The organism is Flavihumibacter fluminis, from assembly GCF_021491375.1.
Taxonomy (GTDB): Bacteria; Bacteroidota; Bacteroidia; order Chitinophagales; family Chitinophagaceae; genus Flavihumibacter; species Flavihumibacter fluminis.
Genome location: NZ_JAKEVY010000001.1, coordinates 511,974 through 533,475 on the forward strand (window position 1 = coordinate 511,974; position 21,502 = coordinate 533,475).

Sequence of the window (21,502 nt, forward strand, 5' to 3'; positions counted from 1 at the left end):
ACATGATGATGATGAATGTTGCTGTTTCTTTTCATTCCGGATGCAAAAATAGGGGTATCAATTAATATGGACCAAATTTTTTAAGATCCCGTAAATTAGACGGATAACACACACATATGAAAAAACTGCTTCTATTAGTATGCATGGTTGGTTTCCGATTCCTGGTGATTGCCCAGGAGGAAGCAACCTACAAGACCCCTCCAAAAGAGATCATGGACCTGGTTATGGCACGCCCAACACCCATGGTTAGTTTTAATGCAAAAGCCGACTATATGATTTTGATCCAGCGTGCCAGTATGCCCCCAGTGGAAGAACTTGCTCAGCCGGAATACAGGATCGCTGGTTTACGCATGAATCCGGCAAATTTTGGTGGAAGTCGCCAGACCTATTTTAATGGCCTTCAGATAAAAGAAGTAACTACAGGTCAAACAAAAACAATAACCGGATTACCTGCTGACCTGAGAGGAACTTCCATGCAATGGAGTCCTTCACAACAACGTTTCGCTTTTCTGCAGTATAATAATGGAGGAATTGATCTGTATACAGTTGATCTTATACAGGCCACTGCTCAGAAAGTTAATCAGCATCCACTGAACGATGTATTGGGTACCAGCTTTATCTGGCAGAATGATTCCACCGTTATTTACAAAGCTGCTGTTAATGCCGGCAAAAAAGAACCTGCCAGGCCAGCTGCGCCATCCGGACCAGTAATACAGGAGTCTTTAGGAAAAGCTGCTGCATCCAGGACCTACCAGGACCTGATCAAATCGCCCTACGATGAAATGTTGTTCGAACATTTTGCGAAAGGGCAGTTGTACAGATTGCAGCTAGTATCCGGGAAAGAAGAGAAACTGGGCGAAGAAGCTATTTATCGCAGCTTTTCCATTTCTCCCAACAAGGAATTCCTCTTAACTGCAATCCTTGAAAAACCGTTTTCTTATCTTGTTCCCTGGAGTGGATTTCCCACTACTTATAAAGTCTCAAACCTGAAAGGAGAATTGGTAAAAACAATTGCCAGCAATCCGTCTTCAGAGGGAGCGCCGATTGGCTTTGATGATGTGGTATCCTATCCGCGTGGGATCAACTGGCGAGATGATCAGCCGGCAACCATCTATTATGTACAGGCTTTGGACAACGGTAAGGGAAGAGCCAAATCAGAATTCCGGGATGGAGTGTATTGCATCGACCTGATGAAAGAAAAAGAACCCAGGCTCTTCACCAAAACAACCAAAAGATTCAGGGGGATTGAATGGGGGAACGACCAGGTAGCACTGCTTTACGAAGGCATGAATGCCGACCGCAGTTACCGGATCAATCTACTGAATCCTATGACTGGTAAACTGGACAGCCTGCAAGAGCGAAGCAGTAATGATCAGTATAACGACCTTGGGCAACCGATAACTACCCGGAATCAGTATGGCCGCAACGTTATTCAGGTATTGAAGAACGGATCTATCCTGCTGACTTCCAATGGCGCATCTGAAAAGGGAGATTTGCCCCTGCTGCGATCCATGAATCTCAAAACAAGAGTCCTTAAAGAACTCTGGAGATGCCAGGAAGGATACTTTGAATATGTGGTTCGGGTATTGGATGCAGAAAAAGGAGTATTCATTACGCGCAGGGAAAGTCCCACTGAAACACCCAACTACTATGTAAGAAATCTTACAAAAAAGATAGCTCCGCTTGCTCTGACACAATTCACCAATCCCTATGAACAGCTGGAAGGAATCAGTAAAGAAAAGATCAAATATAAAAGAGCAGACGGCATTGATCTGACAGCAACCCTTTACCTTCCAAAAGGATATGACAAAACAAAGGATGGTCCGCTGCCACTATTGATTTGGGCGTATCCACGGGAATACAAATCTGCTGCGGATGCTGCCCAGGTAAGAGGTTCCCAATACACTTTCCCAACCATTTCCTATGGCAGCCCGATTTTCTGGGCAACACAGGGATACGCGGTAATGGACAATGCAGAAATGCCAATCGTTGGGGAAGGAAACAAAGAGCCCAATGATGCCTTTATACCCCAGTTGTACCTGAATGCTCATGCTGCCATCCAGGCTGCCGCCAAAATGGGTGTGGGAGACAGTACACGGGTTGGTGTAGGCGGACATAGCTATGGCGCATTTATGACTGCCAATCTCCTGGCTCATACCAATCTCTTTAAAGCTGGTATTGCACGTAGTGGTGCGTATAACCGAACACTCACTCCGTTTGGATTCCAGGCTGAAGAGCGTACGTACTGGCAGGCTCCGGAAGTCTATTATAATATGAGCCCTTTCAGTTTTGCAAATAAGATTAAAACACCGATCCTTTTGATTCATGGTGAGATGGATAATAACCCAGGTACTTTCCCCATTCAGAGCGAACGACTCTACAATGCGATCAAGGGACATGGCGGTGTAACGCGTTATATTTCGCTGCCTTATGAAAGTCATGGCTACGCAGGCAAAGAAAATATCCTGCACATGCTGTGGGAACAACACCAGTGGCTTGAAAAATTCGTAAAACAGGCCAAGTCCTCAACCGGAGACGGAAAGAAAGCATTCTAAACCCGATACCAGACGCTTTCGCCGGAGGCCCCGGCGAAAGCGTTATTTTTGCACCATGAGCAATTCCATTGGTTCGGATATACAGAGGGCCGCCGAATGTCTGCGAGCAGGCGATTTGGTAGCAATCCCCACGGAAACCGTTTACGGATTAGCAGGCAACGGGCTATCGGAAGAAGCTGTTCTGAAAATCTACCAGGTAAAAAACAGGCCGCAGTTCAATCCCCTGATCCTGCATTTCGCCAACTATCAGCAACTTACAAAACTGAATCTGGAACTGCCCCCAAAGGCCCAGGCATTGGCTGCCAGGTTTAGTCCCGGTCCGCTTACCTATGTGATACCGGCTTCTTCACAGATACCAGCCATCGTAACGGCAGGTACTCCCGCAGTTGCCATCCGTTTTCCCAACCACCCGCTTACCCTGGAACTGCTTCAGCAACTTGAATTCCCGCTGGCTGCTCCCAGCGCCAATCCCTCAGGGTATGTAAGTCCCACTACGGCAGCTCATGTTGCCACTCAGTTGGGTGATAAAGTTTCCTATATACTCGATGGTGGCGATTGCCAGGTTGGGCTGGAATCCACCATAGTATCCTTCCTGGAAGAGCAACCACGACTATTGCGGTACGGTGGGATTTCATTGGAAGCAATTGAAGCAGTTATCGGACCAGTTTCCCTGCCACCGGAAGGATATGTTGATAATCCGGTTGCCCCGGGTATGCTGGCAAGACATTATGCAACCCGGCACCCGCTGAAGTTTGGTAAGATTGCCGACCTCACAGTGGAAGCTTTAAAAAATTATGCGCCTCACCAGATTGCTACGATTAGTTTTCAGAAGGAAGTACCCGGGATACCCGATACTAACCAGTTTATATTATCACCCAACGGCGACTTACCAGAGGCCGCCAGGAGATTATTCAGTGCATTACGGCTGGCCGACAGTATGAATATTGCTGTTATAGTTGCAGAACGGTTTCCGGATGAAGGCCTTGGACGTGCCATCAATGATCGCCTGCAAAGGGCTGCAACGCCTCTGAAAACAACTGATTTAACACCAGGTTAAACCCTGAACGGAACCCATAGTCTAATGGATATGAACCGAATTCTACTGGCATTTGCCCTGCTGACACTAAGCATTTCCGGATTTGCACAAAAGAAAAAAAGCAATTCCGGGAAAACAACTGCCCCATTGGTGGATAGTATTGCCTTTCATTTATATACTGACAGTCTGAAAAAGGGTGTTCATAATTATATTAATGTAGACGGATTGGTCGCTGGTAAAAGCTGGTATCCACTGAGTTCCGAGGATATCCAATTTGAATCAGACGAAGGTCAATTTGAAGGCAATAGCCTGGTATTGCCTCTTGATTTTAGCAAGGAAAAAGTTACGATAACGGCAACCTATAAGCGCAATCCAAAATTGCGAAAAGAAATCACGATTTATATAAAAAAACTAGAGGAGGGTCCCCTGAAATCAAAGGAAGAAATCATGGAGGAAATCCGCAGGGGAGGAAAAAAGAAAAGAGGCCGGTAGGGCCTCTTTTTTATTACATTTTCTTGGCATCTTCCAGAAATTTCGCCAGGCCGATATCCGTAAGCGGATGTTTCAACAGCCCCAGGATGGAATCCAGCGGACAGGTACAAACATCGGCACCCAGTTCAGCACATTTGATAATATGATTGGCGTTGCGGATAGAAGCTGCCAGGATTTCTGTCTTGAAGCCCTGGATACTGTAAATATTCGCGATCTGGCCGATGAGTTCAGAACCTTCCCAACCGCTGTCGTCAATACGTCCGATAAAAGGAGATACATAGGTTGCACCGGCTTTGGCAGCGAGAATCGCCTGTCCGGCTGAAAACACCAGTGTACAGTTGGTTTTAATCCCATTATCCGTAAACCACTTGATTGCTTTGATACCATCCTTGATCATAGGCACTTTCACAACGATGTTTGGATGGATGGCGGCCAGTTTCTTGCCTTCTTCCACCATGGATGCATAGTCAGTAGACAATACTTCTGCACTGATATCACCGTCTACCAGTTCGCAGATATCCTTATAATGCTGGATTATATTATCCTCTCCTTTAATACCTTCTTTGGCCATCAGGGAGGGATTGGTAGTTACACCGTCCAAAATTCCCAATTCATTGGCTTCTTTGATCTGGGCCAGGTTGGCCGTATCAATAAAAAATTTCATTTAGTCGATTTTGGTTTTACACCAGCGAAGATAAGGAAGAATGGAAGAGGAAACAACGGAGACAGGAGACAAGGGAGGCATGGAAGATGGACAATGGAAGGGAAGACGGATGAATGGAAAATGGAGGAAAGGAAGAAAGGGGGAACGGAAGTTCAGGGCATAAAAAATGGCAGGCTTATCATATCGCGCCGCTACGACCACCTACCCTTGCTGCCTTCCGGCCCTGGGGGAGTTCAGTAGGAGCTGGCCGTATGAGACCTGCCGGTGCAAAAGTAGCCATTATAGAGTAAACTGTAAAATCTAATTCGCAGTTGTTATTGATTACGGCCGCCTAGTGAGTTAATGCGACCAATTGCAACCAGTTCATCAGAACGGCCCCCCAGGCTTCTGTAATAAACCAGTACGGTATAACTGTTTTCGGTTTCCCAAAAATTACCCTCTGTTTTATCCGTAACAAAAACCTCCCGCCCTCCAGTTGTTTCTTTTAGCGCATAACCATAATCGTAGTATCCCTGCTTCAGCCAGATGGAAGTTTCATATACCCCTTTTTCCTTGTTGTATGTCATTTTCGCCTGCGGATCCTTTCCATAATTCGTCAGCTCACCAAACAAATACAGGTCCTGCCGGAAGGGCATTCCCGCAGGTGGGAGAAAACTAAAATGTACAGATGCATAATCTCCCTGCCAGTAAGGATTCATTCCATCCAGCGTTTCATTAAAGAACATGCCGTTCCCATCCCGGTAATACACTACCCGTAGGCCCGACCGGTCAATATCCGGTTTTACAAACACGGTTGTTCCGGTCTTTTCATAAACGGCACTGTCTACCCGCTCAGATTGCAACCGAAAACTGCGCAAATCAAGCCATCTCCACTCCTTTCCTCCAGCGAAAACAGCATCCTGTTCCGTATTGTATTCCAACTGGCTCTGGCGGATAAATGTGGGTTTTAAGTCCCTCTTTGCATTGTCCCAACGGTTGTTCTGTAACAGAACTACCTGTACCTGTTGCATGGGATTCACCAGATTGAGCTGCCGCATATTCACTGTAAATACCAGTTTCTGGTGAGTAGTGAACACCTGGTTATTAAAGGGTTGTTGTACCTGCAAACCAACTGCAGCCTTCTCCTCTACTACCAGCACCCGACGGGTAAAGGCAAGCTGGGAAGGATCGCCATTCAGAAAAACCTTGAGCAGGTAGTTTCCTGAACGTGAAGGTGCCGAATTTCGGTCGGGGATCTGTGCCTGGTAATGGGTATAACGGGTAAGTGCAACCGAAGAACTCCGGTATGTAGTAATACGTTGCTGCGAAAATCCCTTGATATAATCCATGCTGTTCAGGTTCACCGGAGTCCAGTCTGCATTACAAAGCTGCCAGGCATAAGAAAATCCTTTGGTTCCTCCTTCCCTGTCATCAAAATGAAGTTCCAACTGATCAGCGGAACCCAGCCGGATTACCGGATACCCTAATGGATTACCCACCGGAAATAATTTCACCTGTTGAATATTCGTCTGATAAACCTGATCTGGTTCAATTTGCTGAGCCAGGGCCGCACAACCAATACAGGCAAACACCCAGCTAAATAACAGTTTTCTATACATGAAATTTTTTCTTGGTGATTCTTTCACAGGGAGCAATCTACAAAACGCATCCGGTTAAAAATAGTTTTCTCACCTATATTTGGCGACTAAAACCATGCCGATTGAATATCGCCGGATTTATTGCACGCAAAGTTGCTTTCAACAATAACCAATCCTTTTCCCGGTTTATCATCCGGCTGGCGATTGCGGCAACCACGATCAGCGTAGCTGCCATGATCCTGGCACTTGCATTTACCAATGGCTTTCAGTCGGCCATCAGTCAGAAAATCTTTAATTTCTGGGGACATATACGAGTACAACATTATGAACCTACCAAATCTGTGATTTCTGAGGAATACCCGATCGACCGGAATGATACGGTAGAACAGCTTCCAAAAACGCTTGCAGGGATTCGCGGTATCCAGGCCTACGCAACCAAAAACGCTATCTTAAAAACAGCAGAAAGCCTCGAAGGTGTACTGTTTAAAGGGATTGATCAGTTGTATGATTCCGTCCGTTTGCAAAGCTTCCTGAAAGAGGGGCGTTGGATGCAATTCCCCGATTCCGGTTACAGTAATGAAATCGTTTTAAGTGCATATACCGCCGGACAACTTAAACTTAAAACCAACGATCAGGTTCTGATTTATTTTATTCAGAGCGATGGGAGTCCGCCCAGGGCACGCAAACTAACGGTTTCGGGCATCTACAAAACCGGCATTGAAGAGTACGACAAACTCATCGCAATGGGGGATCTCCGGCTAATACAGCGACTTAATAACTGGTTGCCGAACCAGGTGGGAGGATATGAAGTATTCCTCGAAAAGCAGGATGACATGGACCTGATGAATGAGGCAATCTTCAGCAGATTACCCATGTTATGGAACAGCAAAACGATCTTTGAAATCTACCCCAATATCTTTGACTGGCTCTCCCTGCAAGACCAGACCATCGGCATCACCCTGATCATTATGATCATCGTAGCAGTCCTAAATCTGATCACCTGCCTAATCATTCTGGTATTGGAACGCACGCGAATGGTGGGCATTCTCAAGGCGCTGGGGGCCAGTGATCGCACTATCCAGCATATTTTCCTGTACAATGGCGCCATTATTACCCTGATGGGTATTGGGTTTGGCAACCTGCTTGGTTTTACCCTTTTATGGCTTCAGAATAAATTCAAGTTCATCCGCCTGCCCGAAGACATGTATTATATTGATAAAGCGGAAATTCTGGTTATTCCCTGGCAGATCATAGCGGTGAACCTGGGAACTTTTCTCATTTGTATCGCTGTTTTGACCATCCCAAGCCTGATTGTCAGAAAAATCCAGCCGGTGAAAGCGATTCAATGGAAGTGAAAGGTGAAAGGTGAAAAGTGAAAGAAGGGTGAAACGTCAAACGTGAAAAGTGAAAGAAGGGTGAAACGTCAAACGTGAAAAGTGAGACGTCAGATGTCAGAAGTCAGACGTGAGAAGTGAAAAGATGGAGGAATGGATGAAGCCTTCTCCAGCTTCCCGTCTCCCGCCCCCTTTATTTCCCGTCTCCTTTGTTTCCCGTCTCCTTTGTTTCCCCGCCTCCTTTGTCTCCTCTTCCCTGCCTCCCTTACTCCACCATACCTGCCAATATAATGCCTGTTGCTACTGCAGCATTGAGAGATTCTGCGGCGCCTTTCCGGGGGATAGTTACGAAATGGCGTAATACTTCCCGTAGTTCAGGGCGAATGCCTTTGGATTCATTTCCGATTACCAGTGCGGCAGGCTGATGGATTTTGAGCTCCTTTAATGGGGTGCCATCCAGGGTAGCTGCAATAAAATCACGGTGTGCATGCGCTTTTACATAGGCAACCAGGTCTGTGTAAATGATTTCAACCCTCCCAATGCTTGCCATGGTACTCTGTACTACTTTTGGATTAAAGGCATCGGCAGCGTCCTCACTGCAAATGATCTGCTGTATGCCAAACCAGTCGGCAATCCGGATGATGGTACCCATATTTCCGGGGTCCTGGATCCCATCCAGTACTAACTGCCAGCCGCCGGGTTCAACGGTGAGATCCGGCTTTTCAAAAACTGCCAGCACCTGGTTGGGGGTCTTCAGGAAGGAGATTTTTTCCAGTTCCGCTTCGGTAATCATCACTGCCCAATTGGCCGATTGCCATTCCGGATGAAGCTGCCACCAGCTTTCCAATCCGTATACCTGCCTGGGCCGCATATGTGACAGTTCAAGCAGTTCTGCTACAGTTTTAGTTCCTTCTGCTACAAATACGCCCTCCTCATCTCTGAATTTTTTATGGCTCAAACTTTGGATATATTTGGCCTGATTTTTCGTCATCATTTGCATTATTTTTCAATCAACTATGCCTTTTACCAAGAACAACTACATCCGTACAAGCTGGCTTCGGGTGTATGGTTACGCTTTATTGTTCCTGGTTACGGGGTGCAAGGTCATAAAAAATTATCCCAGTCCCCAGCCCTTTGTCTATAAAACTACGATCAAACTGGATGCAAAACTTCCTTCTACTGAAAGAGCAAATCTTATCAGTAAAATCGAAAATCAGTTATCCGACAGCCTGCAGGTCCGCTACAGCAAAAAGGGCTTTTTAAAAAAACAACTCGACCGGCCAGCTGTATTCGACACTACCTATGCGGTTGAATCCGTCCGTTATATTGACGACCTGCTGCGTGCCTATGGATATATGTATGGAAAAATCAGCTGGGACAGTTCACTTACCCAGGTCGAAGATCAAAAAAGAGTGACTACTACTTTTCGGGTTAATCCGGGGAAAGTATTACGACTCGACTCCATCGGTTTTGATTTTCGCGACAGCACGCTGCAAACCCTGGTGCAGAGCTCCAGGAAAGAAAGCACACTGAAAAAAGGAGATCCCTATTCCAATGAAAAGGTATCGGCTGAAATTGACCGGATGTTAAATGTCTTCCGCGATAATGGGTATCTGAAAATAACCAGACAGGATGTGTATGCAGAGGTTGACACTATTGTAGCGGCATTGATTGACCCGGGACTGGATCCCTTCGAACAGATCCGCTTACTGGAAGAAGTACAGAAGCGAAGAGAGAATCCCCAAATTGATATAATATTCAAACAGCGGGGTACAGAAAACCCGGAACATCTTCAGCAATACAGGTTTCGATACATTCGGTTTTATCCGGATCTGTCAATTGTGGCTGACAGTTCCATGTTCGCCAAAAAAGACACGGTTAGCCGCAGGAATATCAGTGTGATTCGCTCACGCAACATGACAAAACCTTCTTTTCTGATCCGGAACAACCAATTGACCCCGGGCAACCTGTACAGGCAAAAAGATGTATACCGGACCAATAATGTCTTTCAGCAGATGAGTGCCTGGCAGCAGGTAGGCATCGACTTATTTCCGGTTGACAGTCTCGGCGTAGTAGATGCCGACGTTAATATGTACCTGGCCAAAAAGCAGAATATTTCAGTGGATGTGGAAGCCAGCCGAAACGCAACAGATCTTATCACCACTACCAACCTGTTCGGCCTGGCACTCAACTTCGGATTGCAGGACCGTAACCTGAGTAAACAATCCGTATTGGCAAGCACCAATTTTCGTTTTGGTATTGAATTGGGTAACCAGGGCAGAATCATTCAAACTTTTCAAACCAGCATTACACAGAGTTTCACCATACCAAAATTTGTAACTCCCTTCAAAATCCCGAGGGAACGCCGGCTGCAGAGTTCCCGCACCTTACTTTCTGCCAGTGGTTCTATCACCAACCTGCGTGATTTCTTACGGGTACAATCTATTAATACGTCAATCGGCTATGAATGGACGAATTCGAAGAATCGAAACTGGTATTACAGTCCGCTGAATGTGGAATATGTTCGTTTGTACAAAACCGATAGTTTTTTCAAACAGGCAGCTATTATTCCCAATCTCGAAAACTTTTACAATGATGGTCTGATCATTTCTCAATACCTCATTCTTCGCAATGCATGGGCCCGCAACAAAAAAGTGTATAACCTAAAAATTCAACTGGAAGAAAGCGGGGGCATATTCGGTAATTTCAAACAGTTTGATCTAAGAGCCCGCCTGTTCAGGTTTGCCAAAGCCGATATTGATTTCAGGCATTATATTAATCGGGGGAGTACTTCCTGGGCTTTCCGGTTTTTTGTTGGTATGGGTATCCCATATGGAAAACAATACGACACCCTGGGAAATATCATCACAGAACCCAATCTGCCATTCTTCAAATCTTATTTTGCCGGAGGCCCAAGCAGTATGAGAGCCTGGCAGGTCAGGCAACTGGGTCCGGGTTCTTCCAAATTTTTCCAGGGCACCAATACTTTTCGATTTGCCGATTTCCAGTTGGAATCGAATATTGAATACCGTTTCCCCTTAGGTACCCTGTTTGGCATCAACCTTAAAAGTGCCTTCTTTGCGGATATCGGAAATATCTGGTACCGTAACAACCAGGGTAATCCTGCTTTGGATGCCGGTGTATTCAAGCTGAAAAATCTGTACAGGGATATCGCCGTTGCTGGTGGAACCAGTCTGCGACTCGATTTTAATTATTTCATGATTCGGTTCGACTGGGCTTACAAATTAAAAGATCCGCTGTTTGCTGAACAGCAGAATGGCTGGTTTCAAAATGTAAATCTGTTGAAAGGACAATTCCAGCTAGGAATCAACGCCCCTTTCTAACTGGTCACGGATAAATCCTGCTGCCTGTTCCATATTCAGGGCATCCTCCACTTTAAAATTTCCGATTCTGGTTCTGCGAAGACTGGTAAGATAAGCACCGCAACCCAGGGCCTGTCCCAGGTCATTTGCCAAACTACGTATATAGGTGCCCGTTGTACAGATTACTTTAAAATGAACGAGTCCCGCTTCCAGTTTGGTACAACTGAATTCAAGAATAGTAACCGGACGTGGTTCTAGTTTTACTTCTTTTCCCTTGCGGGCCAATTCATATACCCGTTGGCCATTGATCTTGATAGCAGAGTGTATGGGAGGAACCTGCATAATTGGGCCTCGAAATGCCTCCATGGCGGCATCCACTTCCTTCCAATCAATTTTATGTCCATCCTCTCTGAAAACACCATCCTCTTTTATTGAAAAGCCCGCCGTTGGCACCGGCTCAGATTCAAGGTCATAGGTTGGCGTAGAAGCTCCAAGTTGCAGGGTGCCGGTATATTCCTTTTCCTGCGCCATGTATTCATTGATCTTCTTGGTAAATTTTCCGGTACAGACAATCAGTAATCCGGTAGCAAGCGGATCAAGGGTACCTGCATGGCCCACTTTTTTTGTCCTGACCTGGTTCCTGAGTTTCCTTACCACGTCAAAAGAGGTCCAGTCGAGTGGTTTGTCAATCAATAGTACAGCACCTTCAGCAAATGGATTCTCAGGTATTCTATCGTGTATGTCTGTCAATTTTTTTTGCAAAGGTAAGCCCGTACATCTTAGCATGTATCACCATTCGTTCTTACCCGATCCGGAAATGCTGTTCCTGAGTTGTTTCCAGGATTCGGCAATGGGTGCAGGTGTTTCATAGGTTTGAGGAAACTGCCGGATATATTTTTCAGCAGTCGCTTTTCGATCGGTAGTCAAGGGATGCGTACTTAAAAAACCAGGCAGTTTAGTGCCTGATTCCGCCTTTTTCAATCGATCCATGAGGCCGATCATACCCCTTGGATCCACCTTATTGCCCCGCATCAGGTCCATTGCGCTTGCATCAGCTTCTTCTTCCAGTGAACGTGAATAGGAAAGCGAACGCAACTGATCAGCCTGACCAACCACTGCTGAGCCGATTGATCCAAGGTCACCAAAGACCATGGACAAGAGAACCGAGCCGGATAACTGGCGCAAAATGGATCGGAGACTGTGTCGTTCGTTAACGTGGCTGGCTTCATGCCCAAGCAAGGCAACCAGTTCTTCAGGCTCCTTCATTTCTTCCAGAATACCTTTATAAACAACGATTCGTCCCCCCGGAATGGCAAATGCGTTGATTTCCTTTTCATCCACCACTGTAAAATTCAGTCTATACTGTTCACTCAGTTTGAGTTCATTGGCAAACAGGGTTAGCTTTTCAGTTGCGGCGGAATCAATTTTTAATCCTTCAGCCATGGATGCATATATCATCTCACCTAACTCTCTTTCCTTTTCCGTTGAAACCAATTGCAGACCAATGCCTGTTATCAGGGAAATCAGCAGAAAATAAATACCAAGTAAGCCACCAGCTATTACAAGCAGCAAGACTGGCCATTTCCAGTGTTTTTTTGCTTTTGTAGAAAATTTGCCGGTATTCGAAAGTTTCTGGTTGAGTTCCGGCCAAAGCAGGTGGTTAACAGAAACTGTCAATCGCTCATAACCATCAGGCAACAATTGAAGCATAGCCGCTCCGGCACTGGTTTCAATCAGCCGGATGCCACCAACTGCAAATGCCCCAATAAAGGATTCATCTGCTGCATCATATAATTGAATGGCCTGATCAAATAAAAGTATACGAACCTTCCTGGGAGGATCCTGTTGCCTTGCCTGGTACCAAACCTCATGTTGCTTATCGAGCATTCTGCAAAATTAAATAATCTGCCTGGCCTTCCACTCCAGGTATTTGTTAATGGTTTGTGTTGTCAATTGCCTGGGAGGGGTAAGAATAGACTGAATCCCATATTTCTGAAGTTCCTTGACCATTCGTTTTTTTTCAAGGATAAACTTCTCGGTTATAACCTTGATATAAAGTTGCTCCAGGTTTTCAACCGGCTGCTCCGCCTGTTGCTGCAATTCGGTATTCTCGAAAAACACTACCAATAACTGATGTTGCCTGGCCAATGAACGGATATAGGGTAATTGCCTTTGCAAACTACTCATCGATTCAAAATTGGTAAAAAGAATCAGTAGGCTTCGGTGGGTAATCCGGCTTTTCACCAGTGTTACCAGTTTTTCATAATCCGCCTCCAAAAAGTTGGTCTGCTGGCGATAGAGCGTTTCTGCCAGCAGGCTCATTTGCATGCCTTTACGGTCTGCAGGGACGAACTGCCCCATAGTTTCCGCGAAACAGATCAAACCGGCTTTATCGTATTTAACCAGCGCAACTCTGCTAAGCACCAGGCTTGCATTGATTGCATAATCGAGCAGGGTCATTCCTTCAAAAGGCTGTTTCATTACCCTACTTTTATCAATCAGGCAATACACCTGTTGGCTTCTTTCATCCGTGTAATTGTTCACCATCAGGGCGCCGCCTTTTCTTGCAGTAGCTTTCCAGTTAATGGTACGAAGATCGTCTCCGGGTACATAGTCCTTGATCTCTTCAAACTCCATACTATGACCAACTTTGCGGATCTTCCTGTTTCCAATATCTGACGTTGTGGCATTATGAGCCACTAATTCATATTGCCGAAGGGAATGAAAAGCGGGCCATACCATAACCATTTTTTCAGCAGGCAAATTGTATTTTCTCTCAGCAAGAGAAAGAGGGGAACGAACCAATACCGTTATATTCCCAAAATGGTATTCTCCCCTGCTGACCGGCCGGAGTGAATACACTAATTGCTTTTTCTCATTGGCCTCCAACGTAACCGGAATTAAAAAGTTACGTGCCTGAAACTGAACCGGAACTTCATCTATCAGATCTGCTTTAACCGAAAAAGGATAATCCGATTGAACATCAAGGTGAATTTTATTTTCATCCCCATTGCTAAAAACGTCCGCCATCCTTCTATTTGCCTTGATGCCATCTTTTAACCGGAACAACATCACTATATCAATGAGCACCAGCAAGATCAAAGTTCCCAGCAGTATGAGTCCCAGTTCAAACAATACGGGAATAAAATAAGTAAGTACAAAAAAGCAGGCTATCCCGATCAGCATCCTGATGAGACGGGGTGTAAAAAAAAGACGGTATACAATTAATTCCTTTTCAGCCATTAGCGGGGCACTTCAATGGTTTGTACTATTTCCTTTATCACTTCATCAGCGGTGCCGCCTTCCATCTCTTTTTCAGGTGTTATTATAATACGATGGCGCAAAACCGGAGCAGTTACAAATACCACATCTTCCGGAGTTACAAAATCTCTTCCATTGATAGCGGCATAAGCTTTGGATGCATTCAGTATCCCGATAGAAGCACGGGGTGAAGCACCCAGGTAGATATGTTTGTGATTACGGGTCTGGTGTACAATGGCAGCTATAAATCCTAACAATTTTTCTTCTACATGAATTTGTTTCACCTGTTGCCTCAATTGCAACAATTGTTCTTTATTTAATACAGGGCGGATAACGTTGAGCAAATTTTCAGCACCTTTCTCATGATGTAACTTAAGAATGGTAACCTCCTCATCAATGGATGGATAATCTATGAGAATCTTGAATAAAAATCGATCCAGCTGGGCTTCCGGCAAGTGATAGGTCCCCTCCTGTTCAACCGGGTTCTGTGTTGCCACTACCAGGAAAGGGGGATCCATTTTATAGGTGTTTCCATCAATGGTAACCTGCTTTTCTTCCATGACTTCAAAGAGTGCGGCCTGTGTTTTTGCAGGGGCCCGGTTGATTTCATCAATCAGCACAAGGTTGCTGAAAATCGGACCTTTACGAAACTGAAAACAGGCTTGTTGCGGATGGAAGATACTGGTACCAAGAACATCCCCAGGCATCAGATCAGGCGTAAATTGGATACGTGAAAAACCAACATCCACAGCCTTGCTAAGCAACCGGGCGGTCAGTGTTTTGGCAACGCCAGGAACTCCTTCAATCAAGACATGCCCATCGGCCAGCAATGCTACCAGCAATAATTCAACCATCGCTTCCTGGCCGATAATTACCCTGGCCACTTCCTGTTTGAGTTCATCAACAGCCGTGTTGAGCTGCTGGAGATTGGTTCTTTCTTCAAATAATTGTTCTTCCATCAGGATCGTTTTATATGAAATTGTTCAATTAGGTCATTCATGCGCAACAGGTCCTCGTCCGACACAGTCCCGTGCTCCTCAATCATACGGAATTCATAAAACAGGCTGGTAAGCAATTCCGACGCCACACCGCTTTTCAGAGACAACTGTCTCACCAGCTGATCTTCCGGCAGATTCCCCTGAATATGATAGTGCTGTCGTATGAATTCCATTAAATGTGTTTCCATTTTTATGGCAAGATCACTATTGTCTTTATGCTGATAATACAATCTTCCAATGGTTTTTACGAAATCAAGCGAACTGTTTTCAGGAGGAGTTAGTACAGGAATTATTTTCCTTCTTCTTTTTATTTCACTGAACAACAAAACTACCAGCAAGAGCAGGATGGTATACAAGGCCCATTTAAGAGCAGGATATTTCATAAACACGCCCATACTGGAAAAATTATCTGTTTCAGTTTTGGGCGTCCTGAAATAATCATCCCACCAGATGAAGGAATACGAATGGGGCAGTCCGCTCAGCAAATCTGACCAATACCGATGATTGTCTTTATGAAGTAAAAAGAAATTGGTTAACTGCAATGGATTTGAATGCAGGGTAATACTTCCTGAATCCAATTGCATCCTGATACAGTTGGGCGCACCCGATTGAACAGTACCCAGAACCTCCCATCCCGAACTAGTATCAACAGTAAAATGATAGGGTATTATTTCACCTGGATATCCATAGGTTTGGTAGGTATCGAGGACGGAAGCGCGGAGCGTGTAGAGAACAGTGTCAGTAGAACTGATCATTGGTTGACCATACACTTTCTGCACACCAATAGAATCTAAAAAGGAATCGTCAAACTCTATTGCGGCTATAACCAGGTGGTTACCTTTCCTGACAAAACGCAGGAGATCCTCTTTTTCCGCATCAGTTGGTAAAAACCGGGGAGAAACAACCAAATATAGCTCCGGCTGCAATTCTTCCGTTACGGTTGAGTCATTCGTTTCAGTTGACTCCTCCCAATCTACCGAAGACCCACCAATACCAACAGCTGGCGATTCTTTAATAATGAAGATATCTTCCGCCTCGGGGAAATAGGTAAATAAGCTATTGTAGGCATACCAGGTGCCGTATGGAATTTTATCCTGGTGCCACAGACTAATCCGGGGATTGATAAACTTGGAATCGCAGCCGGCGCAACCCACAAGACAGCAGGTTATCAGCAACAACATCATTTTATCCAGCCCGATTAACTTCATACAGTCTGTTGAAACTTGGAAAATTCCTGTTTGATCAGTTGATACTTAGCGGCATCGGCAGGAAACCCACCATAGCACACATATTCATATATTCTTGAAAGCTGACGAAACTGTTCAAAATTTGGGTGCTTTCTAAACTGTTGCAAATACCTGGCATTGGTCCATTCAGGATGATACTCCAGTAAACCCTTTCTTTTCAACAGCAAGAGTGTTTTCAGGTATTGCAGCCGAACTGATTCATGGAAATCCTTCATAGCTTCTGCAGAACTCAAGAGTTGATCCAGGTCTGGTTCCAGATCGCCTGCAGGAGTACGTACAGTTTTTTTACGCGCTTTTGATTTTTTTGTAAAAAGCAGCAGATTTCGTTCAGACAAGATTCGATATAAAATAAAACCCAGGAATAGTATAAGGAGCACATAAAAAAATAGTTTCAACCATCCACTTTTCAAGAAAGATTCCAGCCAGTCCAAATTTTCCTCTTTTTTTACTTCCACTTTTTTGGGCCAGTAAGCAGGGTCATTGGCGTAACTAAATTCTTTTAGTGCTTTCAGTGAATCGACTTGTTTTACAGGCATTTCCAGTTTATCCTGTGCATAGGTGCAAAACCCGCTAATACTATGGATAAAAACTACCGCCAGAAAATGATATAAGAGTCGTGCTTTCAGCTTTCTTCTATTAAACTTGTTTTTCCAATTGGATTTTTTTTGCTAACCGGACAGGATAATAAATAAAATACCATCCAATAAATGTAAAGGATCCGATTAATATAAATAGACTTAACCAAACCGGCATCCCGGTATGACGGGTTATATATCCTTCAAAAAAAGCTGCACACAAAAAAACGGGCACCAATCCTATCATGATTTTCAGCCCGTCTTTAACACCCATTCGTAATGACTGCAGGTGTGTATAGGTGCCAGGGAAAAGAAGACTTCGGCCAACTATCAGTCCGGCACCACCTGCAATTACAATCGCTGAAATCTCCAGTGCACCATGTATCCAGATCACCAGTATGGATTCCCATCCCAACCCTTTAGCAAAAAAGAAATATTGGAAGGATCCCAGCATGACACCATTTTGGAACAGCATGTACACTGTTCCGATGCCGGCAAAAAATCCAGCTACAAACATGTTAAATGCCACCCTGATATTATTAAGCGCTATCGCTAGAAACATATACAGCTCCCCTTCCTGTTTATACACGCCAAAAGGATCTCCCTTAGTTATATTTTCTTCCGTCATCTCAACATACTGATTACCCAGAACACCCCGAACAAATTCTTGGTCCTGTGCGGAAGAAAAGACAGCAATCAATGCAAATACAACAAATACCAGTAAGGAGTAAAACAACATTTGGTGATGCTTTCTAACCACCAATGGCAATTCAATTACAAAAAAACGACGAAGCCGGGAGGTCTCTTCTTTTTTATTGCTGTAAATAGAAAGATATTTTGAACTTGCCAGCCCGTTGAGATAAACGGTAACCTGGCTTTTGGGATAAAATGTTTTAGCATATCCAAGATCGTTTACCAGTTCCGTGAACTGTGTGGCCAGTTCATCCGGACCAGCTGCACCATCTTCCTGGATGCTTTTCCATTTTTCAATATTCGATTGCAGGAATTTTCCTTCTCGCATAGGCCAACAATATAAGGTCAAAATTTTATTTCCGGAAATCAGTATGAGGTATTATCTTTTCGCACTGTACTATGCCTGTAACAAAACTTCATACCGGTTTTAACATTGAGGTAGAATTTACAATCAGTGCTTTTCACAAACGACTGCTGGCCTGGTTCATTGACCTTGTAGTAATATTAATATATAGCTGGCTGGCCAATAAATTCGTAAATAGTTTTAAATCGAGCCCGTTTGATACTTCCTTAGGATGGCTGGATATACTTGCATGGATTCCCATTTTATTGTATTTCCTGATTGCGGAAGTGACCATGAATGGCCAGTCGCCGGGCAAGCGAATCTTGCGCATAAAAGTAATAACTGCAACCGGAGGTCAACCAACGCTCAGTCAATACCTGATACGATGGCTATTTCGTTCGGTAGATTTTCCACTCATGGTTTTTGTATCGCTCATTTATTCCATCTGGCCATGGTATCTTTTTCCGCTATTATTTACCGGCCTGATCAGTTTTATTTTAACACCCCTCTCTCAACGAATCGGCGATCTGTTGGCAGGAACAATTGTAATTGATACCAATACAGAATCAGCCTGGCAGCACACTGTTTTTACTGAGGTGGAAGACAGTTATCAGGCAGTATTTCCAAATGTGATGAAACTGAGCGACCGGGACATGAACACAATTAAACAGGTACTGCTTTACACACGAAAAAGACCGGGTGATCCGGTATTGGAAAGAGTTGCTGATAAAATAAAAATGGCACTCAAAATCGAAACCGATCTGAGTGCCGAAGATTTTCTGGAAACCCTTCTGAAGGATTATAATTACCTGTCGAGAAAATAATTTAAAACGAAGCAAATCCGATTATAGCAACCCCCACAATTGCCAGGAGGTAGATAGACATTAAGATTATTGTCAATATGCCAATAAAGCGAAAACAGGATTTCAGGTTCCTGAAGGAAGTCTGTAGTTGAACTGGTTCACCTGCCCGGAGTGCAGCCTGCATTCCCGTAGAAAACCGATACAGATACAAACAGGGAAAAAAATACAAAGCAGCCAGGGCAATATATACCAGAGAAAGACCAGAGGAATACATACCTACAGAGCCGGTTAACTCAGGCGAATTAAAAGAAGAAAATAAAAAAGTCATACCAAGTCCGATTAATACAATCAGACCACATCCAATAAAGCCCAGGATGGACAAAAACTTTGCCCACTTGGCAGTCTCTTTCAGGTAACCGTTTGAAAGCTCATCAATTTGCAATTCAAACAGATTTGATTGGGTTGTTTCCATTATTATGATTGATTTGGTTTAATGATGTACTTATTGTGCACCCCAGCCCAGTATGGAAGCAATTCCGGTAAATAGCACAAAGGCCGCATACAATCCAATTATCAGAAAGGTCCATATTGCCAGGTAGCGAAAAAAAGAACGGAGACAGAGCAGTGAAATTGTAAGGCTGGTGGAATTTTCCCGCCCGGCCATTCGTTTCAGATGAAAGCCAAACCGGTACAACCAGCGAAATGGAAAATATAAAAACAATACACCCAACAGGGATACAATACTGGTAGTGGCTGCCAGATCCCTGGCGGCTTCTTCTTTTACCTGAAGTACAACTAACGTATACACCGACCTCATTCCGAGATATACCAAACCGATCAAAAACAGGTATCCGGCAATTGCCAGCCATCGGGCCCATTTGGCCGCATCCTGTAACAATAGCCAGTTCCCCGCTTCCACTTCTATCCGATTCTTTGAACTTTCCGCTTCCATAACAATTAAAGCATTAATATAAAAAAAACATGCAGAAGCCAATCAGCTCTGCATGTTTATATTTTTGATGGCATCCCTGGATCAGTACGCTCTGGCAAACAAAACCCGCTGTGTGCTGGGCTTTCCTGTCAGGATACAGGTGCCTGCTTCCTGTTTGTTGTCAAGAGGGATACAACGGATGGTTGCCTTGGTTTTTTCCTTAATGGCTTCTTCGGTTTCAGCTGTTCCATCCCAATGAGCAGCAAGAAATCCACCCTTTTCATCCAGTAGCCGTTCGAATTCTGCCCAATCATTCACCTCGGTAATATGACTATCTCTGTAAGATTTAGCCTTATTGAACATATTCATCTGGATTTCATCCAGCAGATTTTTTACCTGCCCTGCCAGGTTCTCCAGCGGAAGTGTTTGTTTTTCTTTGGTATCTCTCCTGGCTACTTCGGCTACTTTGTTTTCCAGGTCTCTGGCCCCTATTGCAATTCGTACCGGAACACCTTTCATTTCGTATTCAGCGAACTTCCAGCCCGGACGCGCATTATCGCTGTCGTCGTATTTTACGGATATGCCAAGCGCTTTCAATTCTTTAATGATTTCATCCACCTTTTCTCCAATCAGTGCCTTTTGCTCATCCCCCTTGTAAATTGGTACAATTACTACCTGTAAGGGTGCAATTTTCGGAGGCAGGATCAATCCCTGGTCATCACTGTGTGCCATCACCAGCGCTCCAATCAAACGGGTACTCACACCCCAGCTGGTAGCCCATACATATTCCAGCTTGTTTTCCTTGGTCAGGAATTTTACATCAAAGGCCCGGGCAAAATTTTGTCCGAGGAAATGAGAGGTTCCCGCCTGCAGGGCTTTTCCATCCTGCATGAGCGCTTCAATACAGTAGGTGTCCTCCGCTCCGGCAAATCGTTCGGAAGGCGTTTTTACGCCCTTGATTACAGGAACTGCCATGTATTCCTCCACAAAGCGGGCGTATACATCCAGCATTTTTTCTGTTTCTTCAACCGCTTCTTCTTTTGTAGCATGAGCCGTATGTCCTTCCTGCCAAAGGAACTCAGCGGTTCTCAGAAAGAGTCGGGTTCTCATCTCCCAGCGAACCACGTTGGCCCACTGGTTGATCAGCAAGGGCAGATCGCGGTAACTCTGGATCCAGTCTTTGTAGGTATTCCAAATGATGGTTTCAGAAGTCGGACGAACAATCAACTCCTCTTCGAGTTTGGCATCCGGGTCAACGACCACTCCGCCCCCATTTGGATCATTTTTTAAGCGATAATGGGTTACCACGGCACACTCCTTGGCAAAGCCTTCCACATGGGCAGCTTCTTTGGAAAGGAAACTTTTCGGGATGAACAGCGGGAAATAGGCGTTTACATGCCCTGTTTCCTTGAACATCCGGTCGAGCTGGTCGCGCATATTCTCCCAGAGGGTAAACCCATAAGGTTTTATTACCATACAACCTCTAACGGCAGAGTAATCCGCCAGTCCGCCTTTCAGAACTAAATCGTTATACCACTGGCTATAATCCGCTTCCCGGCTCGTAATTTCTTTACTCATGCTAACTGATTGGGTTTTAACATTTAACTTGCAACGAAAGATTAAAAATCGCTGTCTAATTTGTACTTTAGTAAAGCGAACGCAAAAGTAAT

20 protein-coding genes and 1 other RNA gene are annotated in these 21,502 nt (G+C 44.7%); 7 read left to right on the plus strand and 14 right to left on the minus strand.

What is annotated here, in order from left to right; genetic code table 11:
- Positions 1-116 precede the first annotated feature (116 nt).
- From L0U88_RS02390 to L0U88_RS02400, 3 genes are read left to right on the plus strand one after another with little or no spacing between them, the layout of a single operon-like run.
- The gene (locus L0U88_RS02390; protein WP_234864005.1) at positions 117-2,555 is read left to right on the plus strand and encodes an alpha/beta hydrolase family protein; all 2,439 of its coding nucleotides are present in this window, start codon (positions 117-119) and stop codon (positions 2,553-2,555) included.
- A 55-nt stretch (positions 2,556-2,610) separates the two neighbouring features.
- Positions 2,611-3,612, plus strand: coding sequence for an L-threonylcarbamoyladenylate synthase (locus L0U88_RS02395; RefSeq protein ID WP_234864006.1), 1,002 nt, complete (start codon positions 2,611-2,613; stop codon positions 3,610-3,612).
- Between the two features lie 30 nt (positions 3,613-3,642).
- The gene (locus L0U88_RS02400; protein WP_234864007.1) at positions 3,643-4,083 is read left to right on the plus strand and encodes a hypothetical protein; all 441 of its coding nucleotides are present in this window, start codon (positions 3,643-3,645) and stop codon (positions 4,081-4,083) included.
- A 13-nt stretch (positions 4,084-4,096) separates the two neighbouring features.
- On the opposite strand, the gene fsa is transcribed toward L0U88_RS02400, so the two are convergent.
- Positions 4,097-4,747: a fructose-6-phosphate aldolase gene (gene fsa, locus L0U88_RS02405; protein WP_234864008.1), complete on the minus strand. Its 651-nt coding sequence runs from the start codon at positions 4,745-4,747 to the stop codon at positions 4,097-4,099.
- Between the two features lie 40 nt (positions 4,748-4,787).
- On the opposite strand from fsa, the gene L0U88_RS20850 reads away from it, so the two are divergent.
- A complete protein-coding gene (locus L0U88_RS20850; RefSeq protein ID WP_255722955.1) occupies positions 4,788-4,910 on the plus strand; it encodes a hypothetical protein in 123 nt (40 codons plus the stop codon).
- Between the two features lies 1 nt (position 4,911).
- On the opposite strand, the gene ffs is transcribed toward L0U88_RS20850, so the two are convergent.
- Both ffs and L0U88_RS02415 read right to left on the minus strand, forming a co-directional pair.
- An RNA gene (gene ffs, locus L0U88_RS02410) (signal recognition particle sRNA small type) lies at positions 4,912-5,011 on the minus strand.
- Between the two features lie 50 nt (positions 5,012-5,061).
- Positions 5,062-6,345 carry a type IX secretion system plug protein gene (locus L0U88_RS02415; RefSeq protein ID WP_234864009.1) on the minus strand — a complete coding sequence of 428 codons (1,284 nt, stop codon included), beginning with the start codon at positions 6,343-6,345 and terminating at the stop codon, positions 5,062-5,064.
- A gap of 14 nt (positions 6,346-6,359) precedes the next feature.
- Between L0U88_RS02415 and L0U88_RS02420 the strand changes: the two genes are divergently transcribed.
- A complete protein-coding gene (locus L0U88_RS02420) occupies positions 6,360-7,679 on the plus strand; it encodes an ABC transporter permease (RefSeq protein WP_234864010.1) in 1,320 nt (439 codons plus the stop codon).
- 244 nt (positions 7,680-7,923) lie between these two features.
- Here the strand turns inward: L0U88_RS02420 and L0U88_RS02425 are convergent, their stop codons facing one another.
- The gene (locus L0U88_RS02425) at positions 7,924-8,652 is read right to left on the minus strand and encodes a TrmH family RNA methyltransferase (protein ID WP_234864011.1); all 729 of its coding nucleotides are present in this window, start codon (positions 8,650-8,652) and stop codon (positions 7,924-7,926) included.
- Between the two features lie 22 nt (positions 8,653-8,674).
- Here L0U88_RS02425 and L0U88_RS02430 point away from each other — a divergent pair, with 22 nt between their 5' ends.
- Positions 8,675-11,002 (plus strand): BamA/TamA family outer membrane protein, encoded by a 2,328-nt coding sequence (locus L0U88_RS02430; RefSeq protein ID WP_234864012.1) that lies wholly within the window; start codon positions 8,675-8,677, stop codon positions 11,000-11,002.
- Here the strand turns inward: L0U88_RS02430 and truB are convergent.
- The 7 genes from truB to L0U88_RS02465 form a co-directional block, all read right to left on the minus strand.
- On the minus strand, positions 10,979-11,731 hold the full coding sequence (gene truB, locus L0U88_RS02435; RefSeq protein ID WP_234864013.1) for a tRNA pseudouridine(55) synthase TruB: 753 nt from the start codon (positions 11,729-11,731) through the stop codon (positions 10,979-10,981). The genes L0U88_RS02430 and truB overlap by 24 nt on opposite strands.
- A gap of 39 nt (positions 11,732-11,770) precedes the next feature.
- Positions 11,771-12,868 (minus strand): M48 family metallopeptidase, encoded by a 1,098-nt coding sequence (locus L0U88_RS02440; protein WP_234864014.1) that lies wholly within the window; start codon positions 12,866-12,868, stop codon positions 11,771-11,773.
- Between the two features lie 9 nt (positions 12,869-12,877).
- Positions 12,878-14,224, minus strand: coding sequence for a DUF58 domain-containing protein (locus L0U88_RS02445; protein WP_234864015.1), 1,347 nt, complete (start codon positions 14,222-14,224; stop codon positions 12,878-12,880).
- The gene (locus L0U88_RS02450) at positions 14,224-15,201 is read right to left on the minus strand and encodes an AAA family ATPase (RefSeq protein WP_234864016.1); all 978 of its coding nucleotides are present in this window, start codon (positions 15,199-15,201) and stop codon (positions 14,224-14,226) included. The genes L0U88_RS02445 and L0U88_RS02450 overlap by 1 nt, the downstream gene beginning before the upstream one ends.
- Positions 15,201-16,448 carry a DUF4350 domain-containing protein gene (locus L0U88_RS02455; protein ID WP_234864017.1) on the minus strand — a complete coding sequence of 416 codons (1,248 nt, stop codon included), beginning with the start codon at positions 16,446-16,448 and terminating at the stop codon, positions 15,201-15,203. The genes L0U88_RS02450 and L0U88_RS02455 overlap by 1 nt, the downstream gene beginning before the upstream one ends.
- Positions 16,445-17,023, minus strand: coding sequence for a DUF4129 domain-containing protein (locus tag L0U88_RS02460; protein WP_234864018.1), 579 nt, complete (start codon positions 17,021-17,023; stop codon positions 16,445-16,447). Before L0U88_RS02460 ends, L0U88_RS02455 begins: the two co-directional genes overlap by 4 nt.
- A gap of 100 nt (positions 17,024-17,123) precedes the next feature.
- Positions 17,124-18,083: a stage II sporulation protein M gene (locus tag L0U88_RS02465; RefSeq protein ID WP_234864019.1), complete on the minus strand. Its 960-nt coding sequence runs from the start codon at positions 18,081-18,083 to the stop codon at positions 17,124-17,126.
- A 71-nt stretch (positions 18,084-18,154) separates the two neighbouring features.
- On the opposite strand from L0U88_RS02465, the gene L0U88_RS02470 reads away from it, so the two are divergent.
- On the plus strand, positions 18,155-18,922 hold the full coding sequence (locus tag L0U88_RS02470; RefSeq protein ID WP_234864020.1) for an RDD family protein: 768 nt from the start codon (positions 18,155-18,157) through the stop codon (positions 18,920-18,922).
- Between the two features lies 1 nt (position 18,923).
- On the opposite strand, the gene L0U88_RS02475 is transcribed toward L0U88_RS02470, so the two are convergent.
- The 3 genes from L0U88_RS02475 to proS form a co-directional block, all read right to left on the minus strand.
- A complete protein-coding gene (locus L0U88_RS02475; protein ID WP_234864021.1) occupies positions 18,924-19,373 on the minus strand; it encodes a DUF5362 family protein in 450 nt (149 codons plus the stop codon).
- A 30-nt stretch (positions 19,374-19,403) separates the two neighbouring features.
- Positions 19,404-19,853 (minus strand): hypothetical protein, encoded by a 450-nt coding sequence (locus L0U88_RS02480; RefSeq protein ID WP_234864022.1) that lies wholly within the window; start codon positions 19,851-19,853, stop codon positions 19,404-19,406.
- An 81-nt stretch (positions 19,854-19,934) separates the two neighbouring features.
- Positions 19,935-21,410, minus strand: coding sequence for a proline--tRNA ligase (gene proS, locus L0U88_RS02485; protein ID WP_234864023.1), 1,476 nt, complete (start codon positions 21,408-21,410; stop codon positions 19,935-19,937).
- Between the last annotated feature and the right edge of the window lie 92 nt (positions 21,411-21,502).

Coding starts and splice junctions, on each gene's coding strand:
- L0U88_RS02390 (WP_234864005.1), top strand. CDS start 117: ATGAAAAAACTGCTTCTATTAGTATGCATGGTTGGTTTCCGATTCCTG.
- L0U88_RS02395 (WP_234864006.1), top strand. CDS start 2,611: ATGAGCAATTCCATTGGTTCGGATATACAGAGGGCCGCCGAATGTCTG.
- L0U88_RS02400 (WP_234864007.1), top strand. CDS start 3,643: ATGAACCGAATTCTACTGGCATTTGCCCTGCTGACACTAAGCATTTCC.
- fsa (WP_234864008.1), bottom strand. CDS start 4,747: ATGAAATTTTTTATTGATACGGCCAACCTGGCCCAGATCAAAGAAGCC.
- L0U88_RS20850 (WP_255722955.1), top strand. CDS start 4,788: ATGGAAGAGGAAACAACGGAGACAGGAGACAAGGGAGGCATGGAAGAT.
- L0U88_RS02415 (WP_234864009.1), bottom strand. CDS start 6,345: ATGTATAGAAAACTGTTATTTAGCTGGGTGTTTGCCTGTATTGGTTGT.
- L0U88_RS02425 (WP_234864011.1), bottom strand. CDS start 8,652: ATGATGACGAAAAATCAGGCCAAATATATCCAAAGTTTGAGCCATAAA.
- L0U88_RS02430 (WP_234864012.1), top strand. CDS start 8,675: ATGCCTTTTACCAAGAACAACTACATCCGTACAAGCTGGCTTCGGGTG.
- L0U88_RS02440 (WP_234864014.1), bottom strand. CDS start 12,868: ATGCTCGATAAGCAACATGAGGTTTGGTACCAGGCAAGGCAACAGGAT.
- L0U88_RS02445 (WP_234864015.1), bottom strand. CDS start 14,224: ATGGCTGAAAAGGAATTAATTGTATACCGTCTTTTTTTTACACCCCGT.
- L0U88_RS02450 (WP_234864016.1), bottom strand. CDS start 15,201: ATGGAAGAACAATTATTTGAAGAAAGAACCAATCTCCAGCAGCTCAAC.
- L0U88_RS02455 (WP_234864017.1), bottom strand. CDS start 16,448: ATGAAGTTAATCGGGCTGGATAAAATGATGTTGTTGCTGATAACCTGC.
- L0U88_RS02460 (WP_234864018.1), bottom strand. CDS start 17,023: ATGCCTGTAAAACAAGTCGATTCACTGAAAGCACTAAAAGAATTTAGT.
- L0U88_RS02465 (WP_234864019.1), bottom strand. CDS start 18,083: ATGCGAGAAGGAAAATTCCTGCAATCGAATATTGAAAAATGGAAAAGC.
- L0U88_RS02470 (WP_234864020.1), top strand. CDS start 18,155: ATGCCTGTAACAAAACTTCATACCGGTTTTAACATTGAGGTAGAATTT.
- L0U88_RS02475 (WP_234864021.1), bottom strand. CDS start 19,373: ATGGAAACAACCCAATCAAATCTGTTTGAATTGCAAATTGATGAGCTT.
- L0U88_RS02480 (WP_234864022.1), bottom strand. CDS start 19,853: ATGGAAGCGGAAAGTTCAAAGAATCGGATAGAAGTGGAAGCGGGGAAC.
- proS (WP_234864023.1), bottom strand. CDS start 21,410: ATGAGTAAAGAAATTACGAGCCGGGAAGCGGATTATAGCCAGTGGTAT.